This is a genomic window from Nonomuraea sp. NPDC001831 (assembly GCF_042892035.1).
In the GTDB taxonomy this organism is placed as follows: Bacteria; Actinomycetota; Actinomycetes; order Streptosporangiales; family Streptosporangiaceae; genus Nonomuraea.
In genome coordinates this window covers 1,041,460-1,061,576 of sequence record NZ_JBIATU010000001.1, presented here as the reverse complement: position 1 = coordinate 1,061,576, position 20,117 = coordinate 1,041,460, and the positions used below count along the sequence as shown (strand labels likewise).

General features: G+C 72.7%; 20 protein-coding genes. 12 read left to right on the top strand and 8 right to left on the bottom strand.

From position 1 onward, the window contains the following. The first annotated feature begins 12 nt into the window (after positions 1-12). Positions 13-1,005 (top strand): phosphotransferase family protein, encoded by a 993-nt coding sequence (locus ACFYYW_RS04650; RefSeq protein WP_387645048.1) that lies wholly within the window; start codon positions 13-15, stop codon positions 1,003-1,005. Here the strand turns inward: ACFYYW_RS04650 and ACFYYW_RS04645 are convergent. After that, entirely contained in the window at positions 952-3,195 is a 2,244-nt protein-coding gene (locus ACFYYW_RS04645; protein ID WP_387645045.1) for a M64 family metallopeptidase, read from the bottom strand. The genes ACFYYW_RS04650 and ACFYYW_RS04645 overlap by 54 nt on opposite strands. A 77-nt stretch (positions 3,196-3,272) precedes the next feature. On the opposite strand from ACFYYW_RS04645, the gene ACFYYW_RS04640 reads away from it, so the two are divergent. The 4 genes from ACFYYW_RS04640 to ACFYYW_RS04625 all read left to right on the top strand — a co-directional run bounded on the left by ACFYYW_RS04640 (position 3,273) and on the right by ACFYYW_RS04625 (position 7,898). After that, on the top strand, positions 3,273-4,220 hold the full coding sequence (locus ACFYYW_RS04640) for a LysR substrate-binding domain-containing protein (RefSeq protein ID WP_387645042.1): 948 nt from the start codon (positions 3,273-3,275) through the stop codon (positions 4,218-4,220). A 95-nt stretch (positions 4,221-4,315) separates the two neighbouring features. Beyond that, the gene (locus ACFYYW_RS04635; protein ID WP_352329458.1) at positions 4,316-5,512 is read left to right on the top strand and encodes an FAD-dependent oxidoreductase; all 1,197 of its coding nucleotides are present in this window, start codon (positions 4,316-4,318) and stop codon (positions 5,510-5,512) included. 68 nt (positions 5,513-5,580) lie between these two features. Continuing rightward, positions 5,581-6,918 carry a class II 3-deoxy-7-phosphoheptulonate synthase gene (locus tag ACFYYW_RS04630; protein WP_352329459.1) on the top strand — a complete coding sequence of 446 codons (1,338 nt, stop codon included), beginning with the start codon at positions 5,581-5,583 and terminating at the stop codon, positions 6,916-6,918. Positions 6,919-7,130: 212 nt separating this feature from the next. Then, entirely contained in the window at positions 7,131-7,898 is a 768-nt protein-coding gene (locus ACFYYW_RS04625; protein WP_352329461.1) for an SAM-dependent methyltransferase, read from the top strand. 25 nt (positions 7,899-7,923) lie between these two features. Here the strand turns inward: ACFYYW_RS04625 and ACFYYW_RS04620 are convergent, their stop codons facing one another. Then, positions 7,924-8,775, bottom strand: coding sequence for a LysR family transcriptional regulator (locus tag ACFYYW_RS04620; protein WP_387645037.1), 852 nt, complete (start codon positions 8,773-8,775; stop codon positions 7,924-7,926). A gap of 86 nt (positions 8,776-8,861) precedes the next feature. Between ACFYYW_RS04620 and ACFYYW_RS04615 the strand changes: the two genes are divergently transcribed. After that, the gene (locus ACFYYW_RS04615; protein ID WP_387645034.1) at positions 8,862-10,271 is read left to right on the top strand and encodes an MFS transporter; all 1,410 of its coding nucleotides are present in this window, start codon (positions 8,862-8,864) and stop codon (positions 10,269-10,271) included. Here the strand turns inward: ACFYYW_RS04615 and ACFYYW_RS04610 are convergent. Together ACFYYW_RS04610 and ACFYYW_RS04605 are read right to left on the bottom strand one after the other, a co-directional pair. Further along, positions 10,237-10,611: a thioredoxin family protein gene (locus ACFYYW_RS04610; RefSeq protein WP_352329467.1), complete on the bottom strand. Its 375-nt coding sequence runs from the start codon at positions 10,609-10,611 to the stop codon at positions 10,237-10,239. The genes ACFYYW_RS04615 and ACFYYW_RS04610 overlap by 35 nt on opposite strands. Before the next feature lie 150 nt (positions 10,612-10,761). Continuing rightward, complete coding sequence (locus ACFYYW_RS04605) at positions 10,762-12,459, bottom strand: ExeM/NucH family extracellular endonuclease (protein ID WP_387645031.1); 1,698 nt, start codon at positions 12,457-12,459, stop codon at positions 10,762-10,764. A gap of 106 nt (positions 12,460-12,565) precedes the next feature. On the opposite strand from ACFYYW_RS04605, the gene ACFYYW_RS04600 reads away from it, so the two are divergent. The 3 genes from ACFYYW_RS04600 to ACFYYW_RS04590 all read left to right on the top strand — a co-directional run bounded on the left by ACFYYW_RS04600 (position 12,566) and on the right by ACFYYW_RS04590 (position 15,743). Next, positions 12,566-13,936: a pentapeptide repeat-containing protein gene (locus ACFYYW_RS04600; RefSeq protein ID WP_364413357.1), complete on the top strand. Its 1,371-nt coding sequence runs from the start codon at positions 12,566-12,568 to the stop codon at positions 13,934-13,936. Positions 13,937-14,021: 85 nt separating this feature from the next. After that, a complete protein-coding gene (locus tag ACFYYW_RS04595; RefSeq protein ID WP_387645029.1) occupies positions 14,022-15,233 on the top strand; it encodes a hypothetical protein in 1,212 nt (403 codons plus the stop codon). Positions 15,234-15,308: 75 nt separating this feature from the next. Further along, positions 15,309-15,743 (top strand): calmodulin-binding protein, encoded by a 435-nt coding sequence (locus ACFYYW_RS04590; RefSeq protein ID WP_387645028.1) that lies wholly within the window; start codon positions 15,309-15,311, stop codon positions 15,741-15,743. Between the two features lie 73 nt (positions 15,744-15,816). Here the strand turns inward: ACFYYW_RS04590 and ACFYYW_RS04585 are convergent, their stop codons facing one another. Genes ACFYYW_RS04585 through ACFYYW_RS04575 form a run of 3 tightly spaced genes read right to left on the bottom strand, consistent with a single transcriptional unit; the run spans position 15,817 to position 16,917 of the window. Then, positions 15,817-16,248: an SRPBCC domain-containing protein gene (locus ACFYYW_RS04585; protein WP_352330228.1), complete on the bottom strand. Its 432-nt coding sequence runs from the start codon at positions 16,246-16,248 to the stop codon at positions 15,817-15,819. Beyond that, positions 16,241-16,567, bottom strand: a complete 327-nt coding sequence (locus ACFYYW_RS04580; protein ID WP_387645025.1) for an ArsR/SmtB family transcription factor — start codon at positions 16,565-16,567, stop codon at positions 16,241-16,243. Before ACFYYW_RS04580 ends, ACFYYW_RS04585 begins: the two co-directional genes overlap by 8 nt. Continuing rightward, positions 16,564-16,917, bottom strand: a complete 354-nt coding sequence (locus ACFYYW_RS04575; protein ID WP_387645022.1) for a VOC family protein — start codon at positions 16,915-16,917, stop codon at positions 16,564-16,566. The genes ACFYYW_RS04580 and ACFYYW_RS04575 overlap by 4 nt, the downstream gene beginning before the upstream one ends. A 104-nt stretch (positions 16,918-17,021) precedes the next feature. Here ACFYYW_RS04575 and ACFYYW_RS04570 point away from each other — a divergent pair, with 104 nt between their 5' ends. Next, the gene (locus ACFYYW_RS04570) at positions 17,022-17,708 is read left to right on the top strand and encodes a permease prefix domain 1-containing protein (RefSeq protein WP_387645019.1); all 687 of its coding nucleotides are present in this window, start codon (positions 17,022-17,024) and stop codon (positions 17,706-17,708) included. A 24-nt stretch (positions 17,709-17,732) separates the two neighbouring features. On the opposite strand, the gene ACFYYW_RS04565 is transcribed toward ACFYYW_RS04570, so the two are convergent. Continuing rightward, positions 17,733-18,080 (bottom strand): helix-turn-helix transcriptional regulator, encoded by a 348-nt coding sequence (locus ACFYYW_RS04565; RefSeq protein WP_352328371.1) that lies wholly within the window; start codon positions 18,078-18,080, stop codon positions 17,733-17,735. Between the two features lie 89 nt (positions 18,081-18,169). On the opposite strand from ACFYYW_RS04565, the gene ACFYYW_RS04560 reads away from it, so the two are divergent. Both ACFYYW_RS04560 and ACFYYW_RS04555 read left to right on the top strand, forming a co-directional pair. Then, positions 18,170-19,339 (top strand): cytochrome ubiquinol oxidase subunit I, encoded by a 1,170-nt coding sequence (locus ACFYYW_RS04560; protein ID WP_387645016.1) that lies wholly within the window; start codon positions 18,170-18,172, stop codon positions 19,337-19,339. Between the two features lie 10 nt (positions 19,340-19,349). Further along, positions 19,350-20,114, top strand: a complete 765-nt coding sequence (locus ACFYYW_RS04555; protein WP_387645013.1) for a cytochrome d ubiquinol oxidase subunit II — start codon at positions 19,350-19,352, stop codon at positions 20,112-20,114. Positions 20,115-20,117: the final 3 nt, after the last annotated feature.

Below are 20,117 nucleotides of genomic sequence, written 5' to 3'. Positions count from 1 at the left end.
AAGGGGCCTCGCGTGGACAGCAGGACCAAGCGCCGCTTATCGCCCGCCGAGCTCGACGCGCTGGCCAGACGGGCCGTGGGCGCGGGCGTCTTCACGGCCGTCGAGCTGACCGACGGCTACGCCAACGCCGTGTGGCGGCTGACCCTGGAGGACGGCCGCGAGGTGGTGCTCAAGCTCTCCCCCTCGCCCGACCTCGACCAGCTCAGCTACGAGCGCAACCTGCTGCGCATGGAGGCCGCCGCCTACGAGCTGGCCGCCGCGGCGGGCGTGCCCATGGCCGAGCTGCTGGTGGCCGGGTTCGACGACCCGGTGCTCGGCGGCGACTACCTGATGCTGACCGCGCTCGACGGCGTGTCCTGGAACAACGTCAAGCCCGAGGGCGAGCAGGCGCTGCGTCGGGAGCTCGGCCGTCACCTGGCCGCCTTCAACGCGGTGACCGGCGAGGTGTTCGGCTACCCGCACGCCGGGATCGTCGGCGCCACCTGGCGGGAGGCGTTCCTGGCCATGGCGGGCGCGCTGCTGGCCGACACCGAGCGCTACCCGGCGCCGCTGCCCTGCCCGGCCGCCGAGATCATGGCGGTCTTCGAGCGGGCCGCGCCGGTGCTGGACGAGGTGACCACCCCCTGCCTGGTGCACTTCGACGTGTGGGCCGGGAACGTGTTCCTCGACCTGACCGGCGAGCCGCGCATCCAGGCGATCATCGACCACGAGCGGGCGTTCTGGGGCGACCCGATCGCCGAGTTCGTCACCCCGACGATCTTCGACGAGCTGCGCGAGGACGACCCGCTGCTGGCCGGCTACCGCGAGGTGACGCCGCTGGAGCTGACCTCCTCGGCCCGCGTCCGGCTGGACCTGTACCGCGCCTACCTCTACCTGATCCTGCTGGTGGAGAACGGACCCCGGCAGTACCCGGAGTCCGAGTACGCCAGGGTCCGCGATCTGGCCGTCAGCTCACTGACGGACGTCCTGGACCGCCTCGTACGGCTTCCCCTTGACGCCCGCTGACAGCTTGCCGCACTGACCGCCGCCCGCGCCGTTCACCTGGTTCGGCACGCCGAGGTCGGCCGGCCCGGGGGTGTTGCCGGTGCAGGCGAGCGCGCCCTTGACCGTGACGCCCGACAGGATCGGCGCGGTGTTGCCGGTGAGCACGGCCGCGCCGCGCAGCTCGGCGCCCACGACCGTGAGCTGCGCCGCGCCGGTGACGCTGAGCGCGCCGTCCACGCGGGTCCTGATCAGGTGCACGGCGGCGGGCCCGGCGGCGGTGAGGGTGCCGCTGATCCGGCCGCCGTCGGTCACCAGCGAGGCGCCGGCCTTGACCGTGACCGGGCCGGTGACCTGGGCGTCCTTCAGGCAGGTGACGCCGTCGGCCACGGTGAGCGGGCCGCGGTGCGCGCCGGTGACCGTGCGGTCGCAGGCGGGCGGCGGGGCGATGGTGGTGACGGTGAAGCTCTTGGCCTGCCCGTAGTTGCCGGCGGCGTCGATCGAGCGGTACTCGACGGTGTGCCGGCCGCGCGGCAGCTTGCCGTAGACCAGGGAGTCGATGACGGTGCCCTGCTCGGTGAACGTCCAGGGCAGTTCGGAGGAGGTGGGCCAGCCGAAGTAGTTGAACCAGCCGTCGCCGTCCACCCGGGACTCCGAGACCACGTAGCCGTCGCGGTCGTCGTCGCCGGTGAGCTTCATCGTGAACGGGCCGTTGTAGACGTAAGTGTCGCCGGAGCGGGCGAGCGGCTCGGACAGCTCGTACCCGGTGGTGGGCTCGGTGGCGTCGACCTGCCAGGTCAGCGTGGTGGCGCCGAGGGTGGCGGTGAGGGTGTGGGCGCCGGGCGTCAGGCCGGCCGCGCCCAGGTCGAACTCGGTGCCGGTGCCCGCCGGTCGGCCGTCCAGCGCCCAGGTGACGGCCGGGACGGACGCCGCCGGGTGGGTGGTCTCGACGTACACGACGGCGTCGCGCCCGGCCGGGCGGTCCGTCGGCGTGGACGACACGACGGCGGCCTGGACGCCGTCGGGCGGCGTGGTGAGCGTGGTGTCCACGGTCCAGGTGCGCGTCTTGCTCATGGCGGTCCGGATCGCCGGGTCCCGGACGAACTCCGTGGGGTCGGCGACCGTGGCCGTGACCGTGTGCGTGCCCGCGGCCAGGCCCAGCGTGCGCAGGTCGAGGACGTCGGCGTCGCCGGGCAGGTTCTTGCCGTCCACGGCCCAGGTGGTGGTCAGCGAGTGCCCTGCCGGGCGCATCGGCTCGACCCAGAGCACCCGGTCGGCCCCGACGGGCGCGGCGGTGGGCGTGGAGTCCTGGATCAGCGTGGTCTTGGCGGTGATGCGCTGGGTCATGACCTCGCGGCTGACCTGGTCGAAGTAGTAGCCGAGGGTCTTCATCATGGAGTGCCTGCTCGGCCGCCACACGCCGCTGGTGTAGTACAGGCCGCCCTCGTAGCGGGCGATCGGGCCGCCGGACTCGCTGTCCTCGCCCAGCCACCGCCACCACTTCCGGCGCTGGTCGAGCATCTGCTGCTCGGTCAGCAGGCTGTGGTGCGCGCTGGAGGGCTCGGAGCCGCCGTAGGTCCCGCCGGGGACGCCGCGCTGGTAGTAGTCGTACTCGTCCTGCAGGCCGCCCAGGGAGTGGCCGAGCTCGTGCGGGCTGATCAGGGCGGACATGGAGTTGCTGCCCGAGGCGGTGGCGTAGCTGCCGCCCGCGCCGCCGTAGGTGCCGCTGTTGGCCAGGGCCAGGATCTGCCGGTTGCCCGACGTCGTCCCGGTGACCAGGTTCGCGAACCGGGTGGCGGCGGAGTTGTCCATGGTGATCAGCCGCTGCACGCTGCCGGGGTTGCAGCCGCCCCAGAAGCCCATGCTCAGCGGGGTGGTACGGCGGGGCGCGTCCAGGCCGGGGTCGCAGCTCACGCCGGACTCGCCGGAGACGATGTCGATCCGGTAGACGTTGATGTAGTCGCGGTAGGTCTTGAACGGCTCGATCGACCACATCACGTTGAGGTGCCGGTCCACGTCGGCCCGGAACTTCGCCTGCTCGGCCTCGGTGTAGCCGTCGCCCATGACGATCAGGTTGAACCGCTTGGCCGGGGCGCCGGTGACCTGGACCGGCACGACGGTGGCCGCGCCGGGCCCGTCGGCGGCCGCCGACGCATGGGCGGATGGGACATGGAGGACGGCGGCGGCCAGTACCAGGGCCGCGAATCTACGCATGTCATGCACTATCGGCCCGATAGATCCGGCAGTCTCATCCCATAAGGGCATAACTCCGGAGTGATAGCTTCTGCGGGATGCAGCTCGAACTGAGACATCTCAGGACGCTGCGCGCCATCGCCGACCACGGCAGTGTGACCAGGGCCGCGGCGGCGCTCGGCGTCTCCCAGCCCGCGCTCACCGCCCAGCTCGGACGGATCGAACGCCTGCTCGGCGGGGCGGTCTTCACCCGCGACCACCGCGGCGTGGCGGCCACCGCGTTCGGGGAGTTCGTGCTGGCCAGGGCGCGGGTGGTGCTCGCCGGCGTGGACGACCTGCTGGCGGCGGGGCCGTACGAGCTGGCCGGGCAGGCGATCCGGGTGGGCGGCTTCGAGAACCCCGTCGTCGTGCCGCTCGTCGCGAACCTGGCGGGCGCGCTGCCCGAGGCGCGGATCACGCTGCAGACCGAGCACTACGTCCGGGTGCTGGTGGACATGGTGGCCAACGGGCGGCTCGACGTGGCGCTGGTGGCCGACTACCCCGACCACGAGCTGCGGCTCGGCCCGGCCATGGGGATGGGCGTGGTGGCGGTCGAGCCGGTGTTCGTGGCGCTGCCCGCCGCCCATCCGCTGGCCGGGCGTGCCGAGGTGGAGCTGGCCGAGCTGGCGGGCGAGCCGTGGGTGTTGCCGCCGCCCGACGGGATGGGCTGGCCGGAGCACCTGCTGGAGGCGTGCCGGCGGGCCGGGTTCACGCCGCGCGGGCGGTACCAGCTCGTGGAGGCCGGGGTGCGGCGGGAGCTGATCGCGGCCGGGCACGCGGTGTCGGCCTGCCAGGCGCTCTACGACCCGGGCGAGCGGGTGTCGGTGCTGCCGCTGCGCGGGAACCCGCTGTGGATGCGTCAGGTGCTCATCTGGCGGTCGTCGTTCGCCGCGCACGCGCCGGCGCTGCTGGAGAGCGCCCGCGCGGCCCACGCCGCCGTGGCGGCCCGCAGCCCGGTCTACACGGCCTGGACGGCCCGCTACGGCCGTCCGCCCCTCCCCTCCTGACCCGGCTCCCCCCACCGCCGCTCCGGGCCCGCCGGAGCGGCGCGGGGGCTTGCTCATTTCCGGGGACGTGACACAATCTCATTGGGTGATGAATTATGACGTGTGTGATAGCCGGAGGCGGCCCCGCCGGGGCCGTGCTCGGACTGCTGCTGGCCAGGGCCGGCGTCGAGGTCACGCTGCTGGAGAAGCACGCCGACTTCCTGCGTGACTTCCGCGGCGACACGATCCACCCCTCCACCCTGCGCGTGCTGGCCGAGCTCGGCCTGGCGGAGGACTTCCTGAGGCTGCCCCACCGCAAGGCCCACGAGCTGCGGCTGGTGACCGACACCGGCGACATCAGGCTCGCCAGCCTGCGCGGCCTGCCGGGCGGCTACGACTACATCGCGTTCGTCCCCCAGTGGGACTTCCTCAAGCTGGTCACCTCGGCCGCGAGCGCGTACCCGAACTTCCGGCTGCTGATGAACGCCGAGGCCCACGACCTGATCCGGGAGGGCGGGGCCGTGCGCGGGGTGCGTTACCGCGACCCGTCCGGCGAACACGAGCTGCGCGCCACGCTGACCGTGGCGGCCGACGGACGGCACTCGGCGCTGCGCGCCCGCGCCGGCCTGGTGCCCCAGGACCTGCACGCGCCGATGGACGTGGTCTGGTTCCGTCTCCCCCGGCACGACGACGACCCCGACGACACGTTCCTGCGCGTCTCCAGCGGCCACATGATGGTCGCCATCAACCGCGAGACCTACTGGCAGCTCGCCTACCTGATCCCCAAGGGCGGCTTCGGGCGGCTGACCGAGCAGGGCATCGACGCCCTCAGGCGGCCGGTGGCCACGCTGCTGCCGTACCTGGCCGGCCGCGTCGGGCAGATCGAGGGCTTCGACGACGTCAGCGTGCTCACGGTCGCGCTCAACCGGCTGCGCCGCTGGCACCGCCCCGGCTTCCTGTGCATCGGGGACGCGGCGCACGCCATGTCGCCGGTGTTCGGGGTGGGCATCAACCTGGCCGTCCAGGACGCGGTGGCCGCCGCCAACCTGCTGGCCGCGCCGCTGGCCGCGGGCCTGCCGATCCCCGAGTCCCTCCTGCACCGGCTGCAGCGGCGGCGCATGCTGCCCACGCGGGTCACCCAGGCGGCCCAGCGGCTGGTGCAGAACCAGGTGATCACGCCGGCGCTGGGGCGGCGGTTCGACGCGTCCGGGATGCCGCGCGACCTGACCAGGATCCCGCTGTTCAACCGGCTGCCGCGGCGTTTCATCGGCCTCGGGGTGCTGCCTGAGCATGTGAAGTCTCCCGAAAGCTGATAAATGCATTCTCACAACGTGGACAAGGGGGTCGGTGGGGCCGGGTCAGTGGAATACCCTCGTATCTCGTGAGCAGCAATCTCGTGGATCTCGATTCCTGGCGAGCCCTCCCAGCGGCCCAGCAGCCCGACTGGCCCGATCGCGGTGAGCTCGACAAGGTCGTCGCCGAGCTCGGCGGCCTGCCCCCGCTCGTCTTCGCCGGCGAGTGCGACCAGCTCAAGAGGCAGCTGGCGGCCGTCTCGCGCGGAGAGGCGTTCGTCCTGCAGGGCGGCGACTGCGCCGAGACCTTCTCCGGCGCGACCGCCGACAACGTGCGCAACAAGCTCAAGACGTTGCTGCAGATGGCGATCGTGCTGACCTACGCGGCGAAGGTGCCGGTCGTGAAGATCGGCCGGGTGGCGGGCCAGTTCGCCAAACCGCGGTCGAAGGGCACCGAGATCCGCGACGGCGTGGAGCTGCCGGCCTACCGGGGCGACATGGTCAACGGGTTCGAGTTCACCCCCGAAGCCCGCGAGCCCGACCCGTGGCGGCTGCTCAAGGCGTACCACTCCTCGGCGGTGACGCTCAACCTGGCGCGCGCCTTCACCAAGGGCGGCTACGCCGACCTGCGCCAGGTCCACGCCTGGAACCAGGACTTCGTGGCCGAGTCGCCCGCCGGGCGCCGCTACGAGCAGCTGGCCCGCGAGATCGACCAGGCGCTGGCCTTCATGCGGGCCTGCGGGGCCGAGCCCGAGGAGTTCCACACGGTCGAGTTCTACTCCTCCCACGAGGCGCTCATCCTCGACTACGACCGGGCGCTCACCCGCATCGACTCGCGCACCGGCCTGCCCTACGACGTCTCGGCGCACATGGTCTGGATCGGCGAGCGCACCCGTCAGCTCGACGGCGCGCACGTCGACTTCTTCGCCGGCATCCGCAACCCGATCGGCGTCAAGCTCGGGCCGACGACCTCGCCGGAGGAGGCGCTGGCGCTGATCCAGAAGCTCAACCCGGACAACGAGCCCGGCCGGCTCACGTTCATCACCCGGATGGGCGCGTCCAAGATCCGTGAGCACCTGCCCACCCTGGTCAAGGAGGTCACGGCCGCCGGCGCCCAGGTGGCCTGGATCTGCGACCCGATGCACGGCAACACCTTCGAGGCGCCCAGCGGGCACAAGACGCGCCACTTCGACGACGTGCTCGACGAGGTGGCGGGGTTCTTCGAGGTCCACCGCGCGCTCGGCACCCACCCGGGCGGCATCCACATCGAGTTCACCGGCGACGACGTCACCGAGTGCGTGGGCGGCGGCCACGAGATCGTCGAGGGCGACCTCGGCACCCGCTACGAGACGGCCTGCGACCCGCGGCTCAACCGCGGCCAGTCGCTCGACCTCGCCTTCCGCGTGGCCGAGCTGTACCGGGGCTGACGCAGTATCGGAGACGCAGTATCGGGGATGCACTATCGGGGCTGAGCCGTACCGGGAGCCGCAGCGCTGAGGGCGGCGTGCTCCCAGGCTGGGCCGGTTCCGCGTGGCGCGTGTTCGTGACGCGCGCCGCGCGGACAACCGAACCGAATTCCGGTGCGGGCGGGGTCGGCGCGGCTATGATCACCCGAAGGACCGAAATTTCGGGAGAAATCGTGGACAGTGCCCCCGAGGGGGTCGACCCCAACGTCCCCAACGTCGCGCGGATGTACGACTACTACCTCGACGGCAAGGACAACTTCGCGGCCGACCGCGCCGCGGCCGAGCAGATCCTCAAGGTGTTCCCCAACACCAAGGAGGCCGCCCGCTCCAACCGGGCGTTCCTGCGGCGGGCCGTGCGGCATCTGGTGGACTCGGGCGTACGGCAGATCGTCGACCTGGGCGCCGGGCTGCCGACCCAGGGCAACACGCACGAGATCGCGCCCGAGGCCCGCGTGGTCTACGTCGACTACGACCCGGTGGTGTGCGTCCACGGCCGGGCGCTGCTGGCCCGTACGGACAACGTCGACATCCTGCAGGCCGACATCCGCGAGGTGGACACCCTGCTGGACAAGCTGGGCGCGCTGATCGACTTCGACCGGCCGGTGGCCTTCCTCATGCTGGCGATCCTGCACTTCATCCCCGACGAGCAGGCCCACCCGATCGTGGCCCGGCTGCGCGAGGTCAGCGCCCCCGGCAGCCACCTGGTGATCAGCCACGCCATCGACGCCAGGCCCGACACCACCCCGCAGGCGCTGGAGGTCTACAACCAGGCCACGGCCGCGCTGAGCCTGCGGACCGACAAGGAGATCCTGGCCTTCTTCGAGGGCTACGAGCTGGCCGACCCCGGCCTGGTCTTCCCCCAGGACTGGCGTCCCACCGAGCCGCCCGCCCTGACGAGCGGCACCGACGTCGGCTACGTCGGCGTCGCCCGCAAGCCCTGACGGACGGCCCGGTCGCGGCCCGCGGTCAGGCCAGGGCGGCCAGGACCCGGCGTACCCGGGCCGTGGGCGGACCGGGCGGCACGGCGAGGTAGGTGCGCACCTCGGGCTCGTCCAGGCCGGCGTAGGCCACGCCGCGGATCGGCGGCAGGTCGTCGAAGACCGGGTAGAACAGCGTCCACGACGGCGGGCCCGAGGCCAGGTCGATGAGCGTGTCGTGCAGGCCGGTGAAGGCCGGGCCGCGCGGCGGGTCCACGCCCGCCCGCGCCAGGGCCCCGGTGACCAGGTCGTGGAAGGACGGGTTGCGCTCGCGGGGGGCGAGCCGTACGGGCAGGTCGCCCAGCTGGGCGAGGCTGAGGGTGCCGGAGCCGGCCAGCGGATGGCCGGCGGGCAGCGCCACGACCAGCGGCTCGGTCCAGGCGGGGAAGAACTCCAGGCCGGGCGCGGCGTCCACGAGACGCACCAGGGCGGCGTCCAGGTCGCCGGAGCGCACCGCCGCCAGCCGCTCGGCCAGCCCCTGCTTGCTGAGCCGGACCCGCAGGCCGGGGTCGAGCCGGTCGAGCATCGGGTACAGGCGGGTGCCGGGCGCGGCGGACACGCCGAGCCGCACGGTGGACTCGGCCAGGTGGCCGGTGACCGCCCGGCGGGCCCGTTCGGCCGCGGCGAGCACCTCGCGGGCCTCGGGCAGCAGCCGCTCCCCCGCCTCGGTCAGCCGCACGTGCCGGGTCGACCGGTCGAACAGGCGGGCGCCCAGCTCGCGTTCCAGCCTGCTCACCTGCTGGCTGACCGCGGGCTGCACGATATGCAGCCGCTCGGCGGCCCGGCCGAAGCCGCCCTCGTCGGCGACGGCGACGAAGTAGGCGAGCTGCCGCAGCTCCACGGTGTCTCCATTCATCATGATCCGTGATGACTGTCCAGGAGAACGTCTCCTGGTTCGCCCGCTCTTCCCGCGATGGACTGTCCCGCATGAACGGGAGTGGATCGATCGGGATCAGGCTGGGCGCGCTCTTCGGCCCGGCCGTGTTCGGCGTCACGGCGGCCGGAGTGGCCCTGCCGGACGTCGCCGCCGCGCTGGGGGCGCGACCTGGCGCGGTGGTGTGGGTGCTGACCGCGCACGCGCTGGCGCTGGGCATCGGGACGGCGCTGTTCGGGCGCCTGTCGGACGCGTGGGGGGTGCGCCGCACGCTGCTGCTCGGCTCGGCGGTGCTGGCGCTCGGGGCGCTGGCCTGCCTGGCGGCGCCGTCGCTGGCCGCGCTCGTGGCGGCGCGGGCGGTGCTGGCGGCCGGGTCGGGCGGGCTGTCGGCGGTCGCGCTGAACCTGGCGGCCACAGCAGAGCCGGAGCGGCGTCAGGCGGTGCTGGCCTGGTTCGGCAGCGCGATGGCAGTCTTCTCGGCGGGCGCGACGCTGGCCGGGGGGCTGGTCACCCAGGCGTTGTCGTGGCGGCTCACGCTCGCGCTGCCCGCTCTGGCGCTGGTGGCGGTGCCGTTCTGCCTGCCGGTGGCGCGGCGGGCGGGGTCGGGCGGCCGGGTGGACGTCGTGGGCGCGGGGCTGCTGGCGGCGGGCGTGTCGGCGTTCCTCGTGCTCGTCCAGTCGGCCAACCTGGGGCTGACCTGGCCGGTCGCGGCGCTGGCCGGGGTGGTGGCGGTGGTCGCGGGGGCCGCGCTGGTCCGGCGCACCCGTACGGCGGCGGGCGGGTTCGTCCCGCGTGACCTGCCGGCCGACCGGGTCTTCCGCGGGGCCGCCCTGATCGGCGTCGGCGTGTACGGCGGCCTGTTCGCCACCATGTGGGCCGCCCCGCAACTCCTGGCCGGGGTGCACGGGTGGAGCGTGCTGACGATCGGCGCCTGGCTGCTGCCGGGCGCGCTGGTGGGCGTGGCGCTGGCCAGGATCGCGGGCACCCGGTCGTGGCTGCTGCCCGCCGTGGCCGCGGCGTTCGCGCTCAGCCTGGTGGCGGCGGGGCTCGCCGGGGCGCTCACCGGCGGGCAGGACGGGCAGGACGGGCCGGGCGGGCCGGGTGGGCATGGTGGGCCGGCGGGGTGGGCCGCGGTGCTGCTGGTGGTGGCCGCCTCGCTCGGGTTCCCGGCGTTCTCGCTGGCCCAGGTGGTGATCACGGCCCGGATGTCGGCGAGCTTCCCGGTGGAGCGGCGCGGCGGCGCGATGGGCCTGCTGAACCTGACGTTCTTCGTCGGCGGCGGGATCGGGCTGGGCGTGGCGGGCGCGTTGTCACGCCTGGCCGGGCTGCCCGGCACGCTCGTGGTGATCGCGGTGTTCCCGCTGGCCGCCGCCCTGGCGCGGGCCGGGCGACGCGAGGGCCCCGCCGTGCAGGCGGGGCCCGCCGGGGTCAGTTCTGCTCGGCGTTCTTCAGCTCCTCGCTGAGCTCGGCCCGGATCGCGTCCATGTCGAGGGCGCGGACCTGGCGGATGAGGTCCTCCAGGGCCGGGCCCGGGATCGCGCCGGCCTGGGCGAAGACCACGATGCCGTCGCGGATCGCCATCAGCGTGGGGATCGAGGTGATGTCGAAGCCCTGCGCGAGCGCCTGCTCCGCGTCAGTGTCGATCTTGCCGAAGGTGATGTCGTCGTGCTTGTCGGAGGCCGCTTCGAAGATCGGCCCGAACTTCTTGCACGGCGGGCACCACGTCGCCCAGAAGTCGAGCAGCACGATGCCCTTGTCGGCGATGTCGTTGAAGTTCTTCTCTGTTACTTCGATGGTCGCCACAAGTGGCTCCTCGCTCTTCGGTGAAATTGCAACCGTGTCAACCACGTACCCCCCACCAGCATTCCATGCCCTGGAGGCGCGCAACCCCGCTGCGGGCGGCGATCCGGGACGCCGGAAGGCGCGGCCCGCGGGCCGCGCCTTCCGCACGGGTCAGTGGCCGCCGGGCAGGGTCAGGCCGATCACCAGGGGGTCGTGGTCGGAGGAGCGGTAGGCGTCCGGCTGGTAGAGGCCGGGCGGGTTGAACTCGGTGTTGTAGTCGCGGATGCGCGGCTCGTCGGAGTTGATGTGCCAGATCGTGGTGCTGGTCACCCGCTTGAGCAGCTGCTTGCCGGCGAAGGCGTGGTCGAGCTCGCCGGCCAGGCCGTCGAACAGGTAGCTGTAGCGCTGCGCCTGCGGCACGAACCGCTTGGTGAGGCTGGTCAGGCCGCCGGCCTCCAGCGTGTCGATCGGGTCCTCCTCGCCGTAGGCGTTGAGGTCGCCGAGCACCAGCGGGTTGGGCAGGTCCTGGTCGCCGATGATGCCGAGCAGCGCCTGCGCCTGCTTGACGCGGGTGGGGTTCCAGCAGCTCTGGCCGTCGCCCTGGTCGGCGTCGGGGCCGTCGGCCGGGCAGCTGCCCTTGGACTTGAGGTGGTTGACGATCATGGTGAACGGCTGGCCGCCGCCCTTCCTGCGGAAGGTCTGGATCAGCGGCGGACGGCTGAAGACGGGGTCCTGGGAGGCCCTGGTCTCGCCGACCGGGGTGAGCTTGCCCGGCTTGTAGATCAGGCCGACCTGGATGAGGTCCGTGCCGGGGTGGGGGTGGCTGAGGGCCGCGTACGTGCCGGCGCCGACCTCGGCGTTGACGGCGTCCACGAGCGCCTGCAGCGCGGTCTGGCCGTTGTTCTCGACCTCCATGAGGGCGACCGCGTCGGCGTCCAGGCCCTTCAGCGCGGCCACCAGCTTGGCGAGCTGCCGCTGCTGCTCGTTGGCGTTGCTCGCGCCGCGCGAGCCGATGGTGGTGAACCAGTTGAGGGTGTTGAACGAGGCCACCGTCACGTTGCCCACCACCGGGAAGGGGCGCGGCGTGCGCGGGTTGGCGTCCAGGTAGGCGATCGGCTTGGTGGGCTGGAGGCGGTACTCGCCGAAGCCGTACCCGAGCACGCCGGTGACGCCGGCGGCCACGGCGCCCGCCCGCGTGACGGGCGGCAGCGTCGCCGGGTTCTCCCGGTTGGAGCCGTCGTCGATGAGCAGCGAGCGGCGCGTGTCGCCGGCGGGGTCCACGCCGGGCCGGTCGGTGGGCTGGTACAGCCGGCCGTGCGCCGACACCGTGACCTCGCCGAAGCGGCCCAGGTTGTAGTTGTCGTCCACGGTGAGCGGCTGCGGGAAGGTGAGCAGCATGTTCTCGACGGCCTCCAGGCCGTCCGCGGCCGGGGGCAGCGTGTACGGCTGCGCCGCCACGCTCCCGGTGCCGCAGACGTCCACGGCGGTGACCGGGGACAGCTCGGTCCAGCCGTTGAACTCGGTGGCCTTGCCGGTGACCAGGACGCGGTCGCCGGTCCTGACGTCCTTGAAGGACTCGCGGGCGAAGACGAACAGGCCCTCGGAGGTCCGGGGGTCGGCGTCCGGCCGCGGGTCCTGGAGGAAGAAGCCGCTGAGCTGGTCGGTCCGCTGGAAGTCGCCGGTCACGATGCCTTCGACCCGTACGGTCTGGCCGGTCAGGGGGCCGGTGTCGCCGCTGCCCTGCACCTCGGCGACGCGGCGGTCGGCCGGGGTGTCACAGGGCGCCGCCGCCGTGTCGGCGAGGGCCGGGGTGGCGGTCAGGGCGCCCGCCACGAGGGCAGCGAGTACTGCTCGGGATAAAACGCGCATGACCGGCACTTTAGAGGGATTATTGCCCGCATATTTCCACACAAAAGTGGATAGAACATTAAATCATCGAACCTTGACATTGGCGGCACGCGGGTATGACCAGTGCATGGACTGGGTCACCTGCGCGTTTTCTGCTGCCTGCCCCGGAATCGCCCAACAGCCGTCCGGCCTGTGCCTGGCGCATCTGCCGGCCGAGGACCTGCCCGCCGTCCTCGCCCGGTTGTCCCCCGGCAGGCTGCTCGACCTCCGCGGCACCACCGTCAACGGCGACCTGCTCGCGCGGGTCCTGGAGGCGACGAGTTGCCGACCGGGCCGCGCCCGGCTCGACCGGGCCAGGTTCACCGGCGACGTCAGGCTGTCGGGCGTGACGTTCGCCGGGGACGTGTCGCTCGACGGAGCCAGGTTCGAGCGGCTCGCCTCCTTCTTCGGGGCCCGTTTCGAGGGGAACGTGTCGCTGGCGGCGGCCAGGTTCACGCGCGAGCTGTCCTTCCACGGCGTACGCGTCCGTGGGCACGTCTCGCTGGACCGGGCCGTCATGTCCCGCGACGCGCTGTTCGGCCAGGCCGTCTTCGAGCACGGGCTCTCCTGCGAGGGCGCCCGGTTCGACGGGTACGCCACCTTCGACGACGCCCGTCTGGGCACCGGCGCCACGTTCCGCGGGGCCAGGTTCGGCCGGACCCTCTCCTTCCGCAAGGTGCGCGGACAGGCGGGGTTCGACTACGCCCACTTCGCCGGGGACGCCTACCTGTCGGCCTCCGGCAGGCTCTCGGCCGCGCGCACCCGCGCCGACGGCCTGCTCGACGTGACGGTCGCGCGCTGCGGGGTGGACCTGCGGCGGGCCGAGGTCTTCGGGGCCGCCACCGTGCGGCTGACCGACTCCAGCGCCGACCTGGAGGGCGCCGTGCTGCACGGGCCCGCCTCGGTGACCGGCAAGGGCCTGTCGATGCTGAGCTCGCTGCGCCAGGTGGACGCCGCCAGCCTCACGCTGACCGGCCTCGACCTGTCGGGATGCGGCTTCGCCGGGCTCACGCACCCGGCCGGGGTGCGGGTCAGGAACTGCACGTTCGCGCTCACGCCGCGCGGGGTGCGGGTCAGCCTGCGCCGTCCGATGCTGCGCTGGATCTCGCGGCGCAGCGCGCTGGCCGACGAGCACGCCCTGCGCGGCTGGGACGCCGCCGGCGGCTCGCCCCCCACCCCCGACCTGCTGGCCTCCCTCTACGCCGAGCTGCGCGGCCGGATCGAGGACCGCGACACCTCGGCGGACTTCGCCTTCGCCGCCATGGAGATGCGCCGCCAGGCCGGTGAGCACTGGTGGCTGTCGCTGTCGTGGCTGCTGTGGGGGTACGGCATGCGCCTCGGACGCGCGGTCGCCTGGTGCACCCTGCTCGCGGCGCTGACGGCGGCGGCGGTGTTGTGGAGCTCCACCTCGCACGCGGCCCGCCAGGCGGTCCACCACAACCCGGTCCTGCACCAGTAGCCGGGCCGGGCGGTCCGGTCATCCATCAGCGGGCGGGCCGAAATGCGGTGGCGGGCGGCGGACCGGGCTCGCTAGGGTCGCGCCGGTGAGCAACGATCCGCTGCCGCTGCTGTGGTTGACGGGCCCCACGGGCGCCGGCAAGTCCTCGGCCGGCTGGGAGATCTTCGACCGGCTGGGCCGCAGCGGCGTCAAGGCGGCGTTCCTCGACACCGACCAGATCGCCCTGTGTCATCCGGCGCCGGAGGGCGGCACGCATCGCCTGCGGGCGCGCAACCTGGCGGCCCTGTGGCCCGGGTTCAGGCGCGCCGGGATGCGTTGCCTGGTGCTGGCCGGTTTCGTGGACACGCCCGAGGAGGTCGGCGAGTACACCGCGCTGCTGCCCGGCGCGGCGTTCACCGTGTGCCGGCTGCGGGTCCCCCACGCGGAGCTGCGGGAGCGGTTCCTGGGACGCGGCTGGCGTCCGGACCTGGTGGAGGCGGCCGTGGCCGAGGCCGTCGAGCAGGACCGCAGCCGGTACGCCGACCTGTGCGTGGACACCGGCGGCCGGACGGTGGCCGAGACGGCCCGGCTGGTGCTCGACCGGCTGGGCGGATGGCCGCCGCCCACCCCCGCCTATGTCACCGAACCTGTCACCGCACCCGCGCCCGCCCGCGCCCACGTAACCGTCCCCCTCACCGCACCCGTCGCCGGGCCGGCGCCCGCCTCGGCTGTTCGGGGCGGGGGTGCCGGTGCCGGTGCGCCGGTTCCCCTGGTGTGGTTCTCGGGGGCGACGGCGGCCGGGAAGTCGACGGTCGGCTACGAGGTCTTCAGCCGCGTCCACCGGTCGGGCGTACGGGCCGCCTACGTCGATCTGCGGCAGATCTCCGCGCTGCGCCCGTCCACGCCTGAGGAGGGCCGCCGGCTCAGGGCCGGCGGCCTGGCCGCGCTGTGGGACGGGTACCGGGCGGCCGGGGCCGAATGCCTGGTCGTCTCCGGCGGCGCGGACTCCGACGAGGCCGTCCGCGCCTGCACCCGCCTGCTTCCCGGCCTGACTCCGACCGTGTTCCGGCTGCACGCCTCCCCCGCCACGCTGCTGGAACGCGTGCTGCTGCGCGGCCGGGGAGGCGGCCCGGCCACACCCGGCGACGAGCTGCGCGGGCTCGGCCCGGACGCCCTGCGGGCCGTGGCCGGACGGGCGGCGCGGGAGGCCGCAGCCCTGGACCGCGCGGGGGCGGGCGACGTGCGCCTGGACACCGACGGCCGGTCGCCGCAGGAGGTGGCCGCGCAGGTCATGATCCACCTCCGGCTTCCGTCGTAGTGACTTTGCGCATTCATTCGATTACTTTGGGTGACGAGCCGCAGAGTGCGGCCGACAGTTTCGGAGGTGTCCCCCGTGCCCCGCATCGTCACCAAGATCAGTGCTGTGCTGGCGTCCGCCGTCCTGCTCGCCGCGGCGGGAGCCGTCCCGGCCCAGGCGGCCGGAGAGGCGTACTTCGAGTTCACCGACACCGGCGGCTGGTCCCGGTTCGTCATCCAGCTCACCGACCCCAGCTCGATCCAGCACGCCCGCGACCTGCTCGCCGGCGCCACCGACGAGCGTCCGCACGTGCACGGCCGCATCGTCAAGCGGCCCGTCGCCTACAACGCCCGGTGGAGCTACCACCTGCGGCCCGAGACGATCGGCTTCTTCGACGTGGCCATCGAGGTCTGCGACGCGAGCATGACCTACGTGGAGGACCACCTCGACGAGGCCGGCGGCGCGTTCCTGCCGGGCGGCCACTGGTGCCCGTGGAGCTCGCGCCTGACCCGCGAGCTCCCGCCCATGTAGGAACCCGGCCATGTAGGAACCCGGCCGTACAGAAAGCCGGCCGTACAGAAAGCCGGCCGTGCAGGAAGCTGGATCAGAGGGTGGCGGCCAGGTCGCCGATGACGGTGAAGTGCCGGGGCCAGCCGCCGCCCATGATCCGGCGGGAGAGCTGCTGGGTGGGGTCGTCGGGGTCGAAGCCCTCGTGGTCGAGGAACAGCCGGGTGCCCCGGCCCTCCGGCACCAGCCGCCAGGTGACCGTCCAGTCGGCCTGTTTGCGGTCGCTCCAGCTGATCCGCAGCAGCTTCTCCGCCTCGAACTCCAGCACCTGGCAGTGGACCGTCCCGTCGAACCCCACCGCCTTCCTCGGCTGGGTGGTGAAGGTGAACCGGTGGCCCACCTCCAGCCGGAAGTCGTTGGGCATCAGCCAGCGGGCCATCAGCTCGGGATCGGTCAGCGCCCGCCACACCTTGGCCGGCGGGTGCTTGAGGAACTCGTCCAGCCTGATCGCGGTCCGGTCGTCAGCCATCCTCGTCCTCCATCTCGTCGAGCAGCGCGGACAGGCCGGTCAGCTTCTCGCGCCAGAACCTCTCGTACGGGGTGAGCCAGTCGCGGATCTCCATGAGCGGTTCGGCCTCCAGCTGGTAGTGCCGTTCGCGCCCCTTGCGGGCCTCGGCCACGAGCCCGGCGTCCTTGAGCACCTTGAGGTGCTCCGAGACGCTGGGCCGGCTCATGTCGAAGCGCTCGGCCAGCCGCCCGGCGGGCTGGGGGCCCTCCTGGAGCAGCAGGCGCAGCAGTTCGCGCCGGGCCGGGCTGGCCAGCGCGGTGAAGACGTGGTCGGCGGTCATGCCTGGCTGACCACGAACCCGTTGCCGAACGGGTCCTGGAAGAGCAGCTGGCGTCCCCACGCCTGCGCGCTCGGCCCCTCGAAGGCGACGTCGTGCGCGGCGAGCCGGGCGGCCAGAGCGTCGAGGTCGGGCGCGGCCACCACGAGCCCGCCGACGGGGGCCATGTCGGGGAACCAGGAGGCCAGCAGGAGCGCCGTCGCCGCGCCCTTGGGCGCGACGGTGAGCCAGCGGCCCATCGGGAACGGGTTGTCGGTGCGCACCTCGAAGTCGAGCACGCCGGTGTAGAAGTCGAGCGCCCGCGCCTGGTCGGCGACGGGCACGGTGACGGTGAGGATCCCGGAAATCAGCATGTCGGACACTATACGTAGGATTTTTCCGACATATCAAGTCGCGGCGCGAAATATCGGGGTCTTCCCTGATAGGCCATCGGCGGCGCGGTCCGTAGACTGGGATCATGCGGATCGACGACTATGTGGCCGACCTCGATCGCGCGCTCTCCGGCCCGTCCGGCGCGAAGCGCGACCTGGTCGTCGAGGCCCGCGACAGCCTGTCCGACACCGCCGACGCCCTGGAGGCCGACGGCCTCGACCGCGCCGAGGCCGAGCGGCTGGCGGTGGCGGAGTTCGGCCCGGTCACCGAGATCGCCCCCGGCTACCAGAGCGAGCTGACCGCCGCGGCCGGGCGGCGGCTGGGCCTGCTGCTGTTCATCAGCGTCCCGCTGACCGCGCTCATGTGGTCGATGGTGTGGCGCACCTACCCCGCCGACCCGGCGCTGTGGATGGGCCGTCCGGCCTGGTACCACCTGATCTCGAAGCTGCTCGACGTCTGCCAGCTCGCCACCGGCCTGTACGGCGGCCTCGCCCTGCTGGCGCTGGGCCGCGGCGCCCGCTGGATCCGCCGCCCGCACCTGGTCACCCGGTCGCTGGGCATCGTCGTGTGGGGCATGCTGCCGCTCGGCGGCGCGATGAGCCTCGTGCTGTCCTACAGCCCGCCCGGTCCGGGCACGATGACCGGCTACCTGCCCGCGTTCCTGGCGAACCTGGTCACCACCGCGTTCTGGGGCCTGCAGATCTACGGCGCGACGCGCTGCCTGCGGGTCAGCCGCACCCGCCGGCCCGCCCCGGCCTCCTCGGCCTCCTGAGCCTCCTCGACCTCCTCGGTCTCCTCAGCCTGAGGCCCGCGCGTCGGCCCGGGTGTCGGCCTGGAGCACGCCGCCGATCACGCTGGTGAACTCGCGCCAGGCCGACCGCTCCCCTTCGAGCTGCTTCCTGCCCGGGTCGGTCAGCCGGTACGTGCGCCGCTTGCGCCCGCCCACCGTGGCCCACTCGCTGGCCAGGTAGCCGACCCGCTCCAGCCGCCGCAGCGCCGGATAGACGGTGCCGGTGGGCACGCTCAGCGCGCCCCCGCTGCGCTCCTGGAGCGCCTCGATGATGGCGTAGCCGTGCAGCGGCTCCCGCTCCAGCACCGAGAGCAGCAACGCGTCCATGTGCCCGCGCAGCGCGTCTGGATTCATGCTCCAGATCCTAGACAACCGTTCGCCATGTAGCCAGTCTACATGTAGGCTGCCTATATGTAGGTAGACACAACAACGGAGTCGATCGAATGGACGTACTCGAACTCGCCCGCACGCAGTTCGCCGTGACGGGAAGCCTGCACTTCCTGTTCGTCGTGCTCACGCTCGGGCTGGCGCCGGTCGTGGCGCTCATGCACACCCGCCACGTGCTGTCCGGCAGCGCGCTGCACGGCGGCATGACGCGGTTCTGGGGGCAGATCTACGTCATCAACTACGCCCTGGGCATCGTCACCGGCCTGGTGATGGAGTTCCAGTTCGGGCTGTCGTGGAGCGGGCTGTCCCACTACGCCGGAGACGTGTTCGGCGCGCCGCTGGCCATGGAGACGCTGGTGGCCTTCTTCCTGGAGTCCACGTTCCTCGGGTTGTGGATCTTCGGGTGGGGGCGGCTGCCCAAGTGGCTGCACCTGGCCTGCATCTGGCTGGTGACGCTGACCGCGTACGCCAGCGCGTTCTTCATCATGGTCGCCAACTCCTTCCTGCAGAACCCGGCCGGCTCGGTGGTCAGGAACGGCCGGCTGGAGCTGGTCGACTTCGGCGCCCTGCTCACCAACAAGACGCTGATCTTCTCCTTCCCCCACGTCATCGGCGCGGGGCTGCTGACCGGCGGCCTGGTGCTGGCCGGGGCCAGCGCGTACCAGCTGCGGCGGCGTACCCGCGAGACGCTGTTCTTCGCCAGGTCGCTGCGCACGGGCGTCGGCGTGGCGGCGGTCGGCGCCTTCCTGGCCCTGGGGTTCGGGTACGCGCAGTTCGGCGGCGTCCAGGAGGGCAAGTTCGACGGCGACGCGGGCGCCGGGGTGCCGCTCGGCCTCATGATCGAGATCGGCCAGCTCCTGGGGTTCGTGCTGCTGTTCGTGCTCCTGCCGCTCATCTACTGGCTGCCGCGCTGGCGGTGGACGCACACCGTGCTGATCGTGATGACCCCGGTGCCGTTCGCGCTGGCGATCCTGGGCTGGATGGCCAGGGAGATCGGCCGCCAGCCGTGGATGGTCTGGCACAAGCTCACCGTGGCCGACGCCCTGACGCCCGGCCTGACCTCGGGCATGGTCACGGCCTCGCTGATCGGGTTCGCCGGCGTCCTGGGGCTGCTGGCGGTCGTCGACTACGTCCTCATCGCCCGGGTCGTCCGGCGCGGCCCGCGTGACCTCGACCTCGGGGCGGTCCAGGCCGGCGCCGAGCCCGCCCCGGCGATGAGCTACTAGGAGTGCTGACATGGAAGTGATCTGGTTCCTGTTCTTCGCGGTGCTGCTGGCCGGGTACTTCGCCCTGGAGGGCTTCGACCTCGGCGTCGGCCTGCTGCTGCCGGTGCTGGGCAGGACACGCGGCAACCGCGACCGCATGGTGGCCGCGATGGCGCCGTTCGTGCTGGCCAACGAGGTGTGGCTGGTGGCGGTGGCCGGGACGCTGTTCGGGGTGTACCCGCGCCTGGAGGGCCAGGTGCTGTTCGGGCTCTACCCGCTGGTGGTGGCCATGCTGCTGAGCTGGATCGTGCGCGACGCCGGCTTGTGGTTCCGGCGGCGGCTGGACGGCGCGCGGTGGCGCGGCTTCTGGGACGCGATGATCGCGTTCGGGTCGCTGGGGTTGTCGTTCGGGTGGGGCATGGCGCTGCACGCCGCCGCTACCGGTTTCGCCTCCTCGCCGGTGCATCCGGTCGGGGTGCTGCTGGGCGTGCTGGTCACCCTGCTGTTCGCCTTCCACGGGTGGACGTTCCTGGCCTGGCGGGAGCCGGGCGCGTTCGGGGCCGTGCGGACGGGGCGGGCGCTGCTGCTGTCCGGGCTGGTGGCCGCGCTGCCCGCGGTCGGCCTGCTGGCGGGGGCGATGCCGTACTTGCTAGAGCACAGCGCGCCGGCGGCTACGTTGAATGTGCTCAGTGTCATGGCGTTGCCGTTCGCGCCGATCATGCTGGGCGCGCAAGTATGGGTATGGCGGACTTTCCGGCCAGGTAAGGGCGCCGTCCCGCTCCCCTCGTTCTTCTGAAGG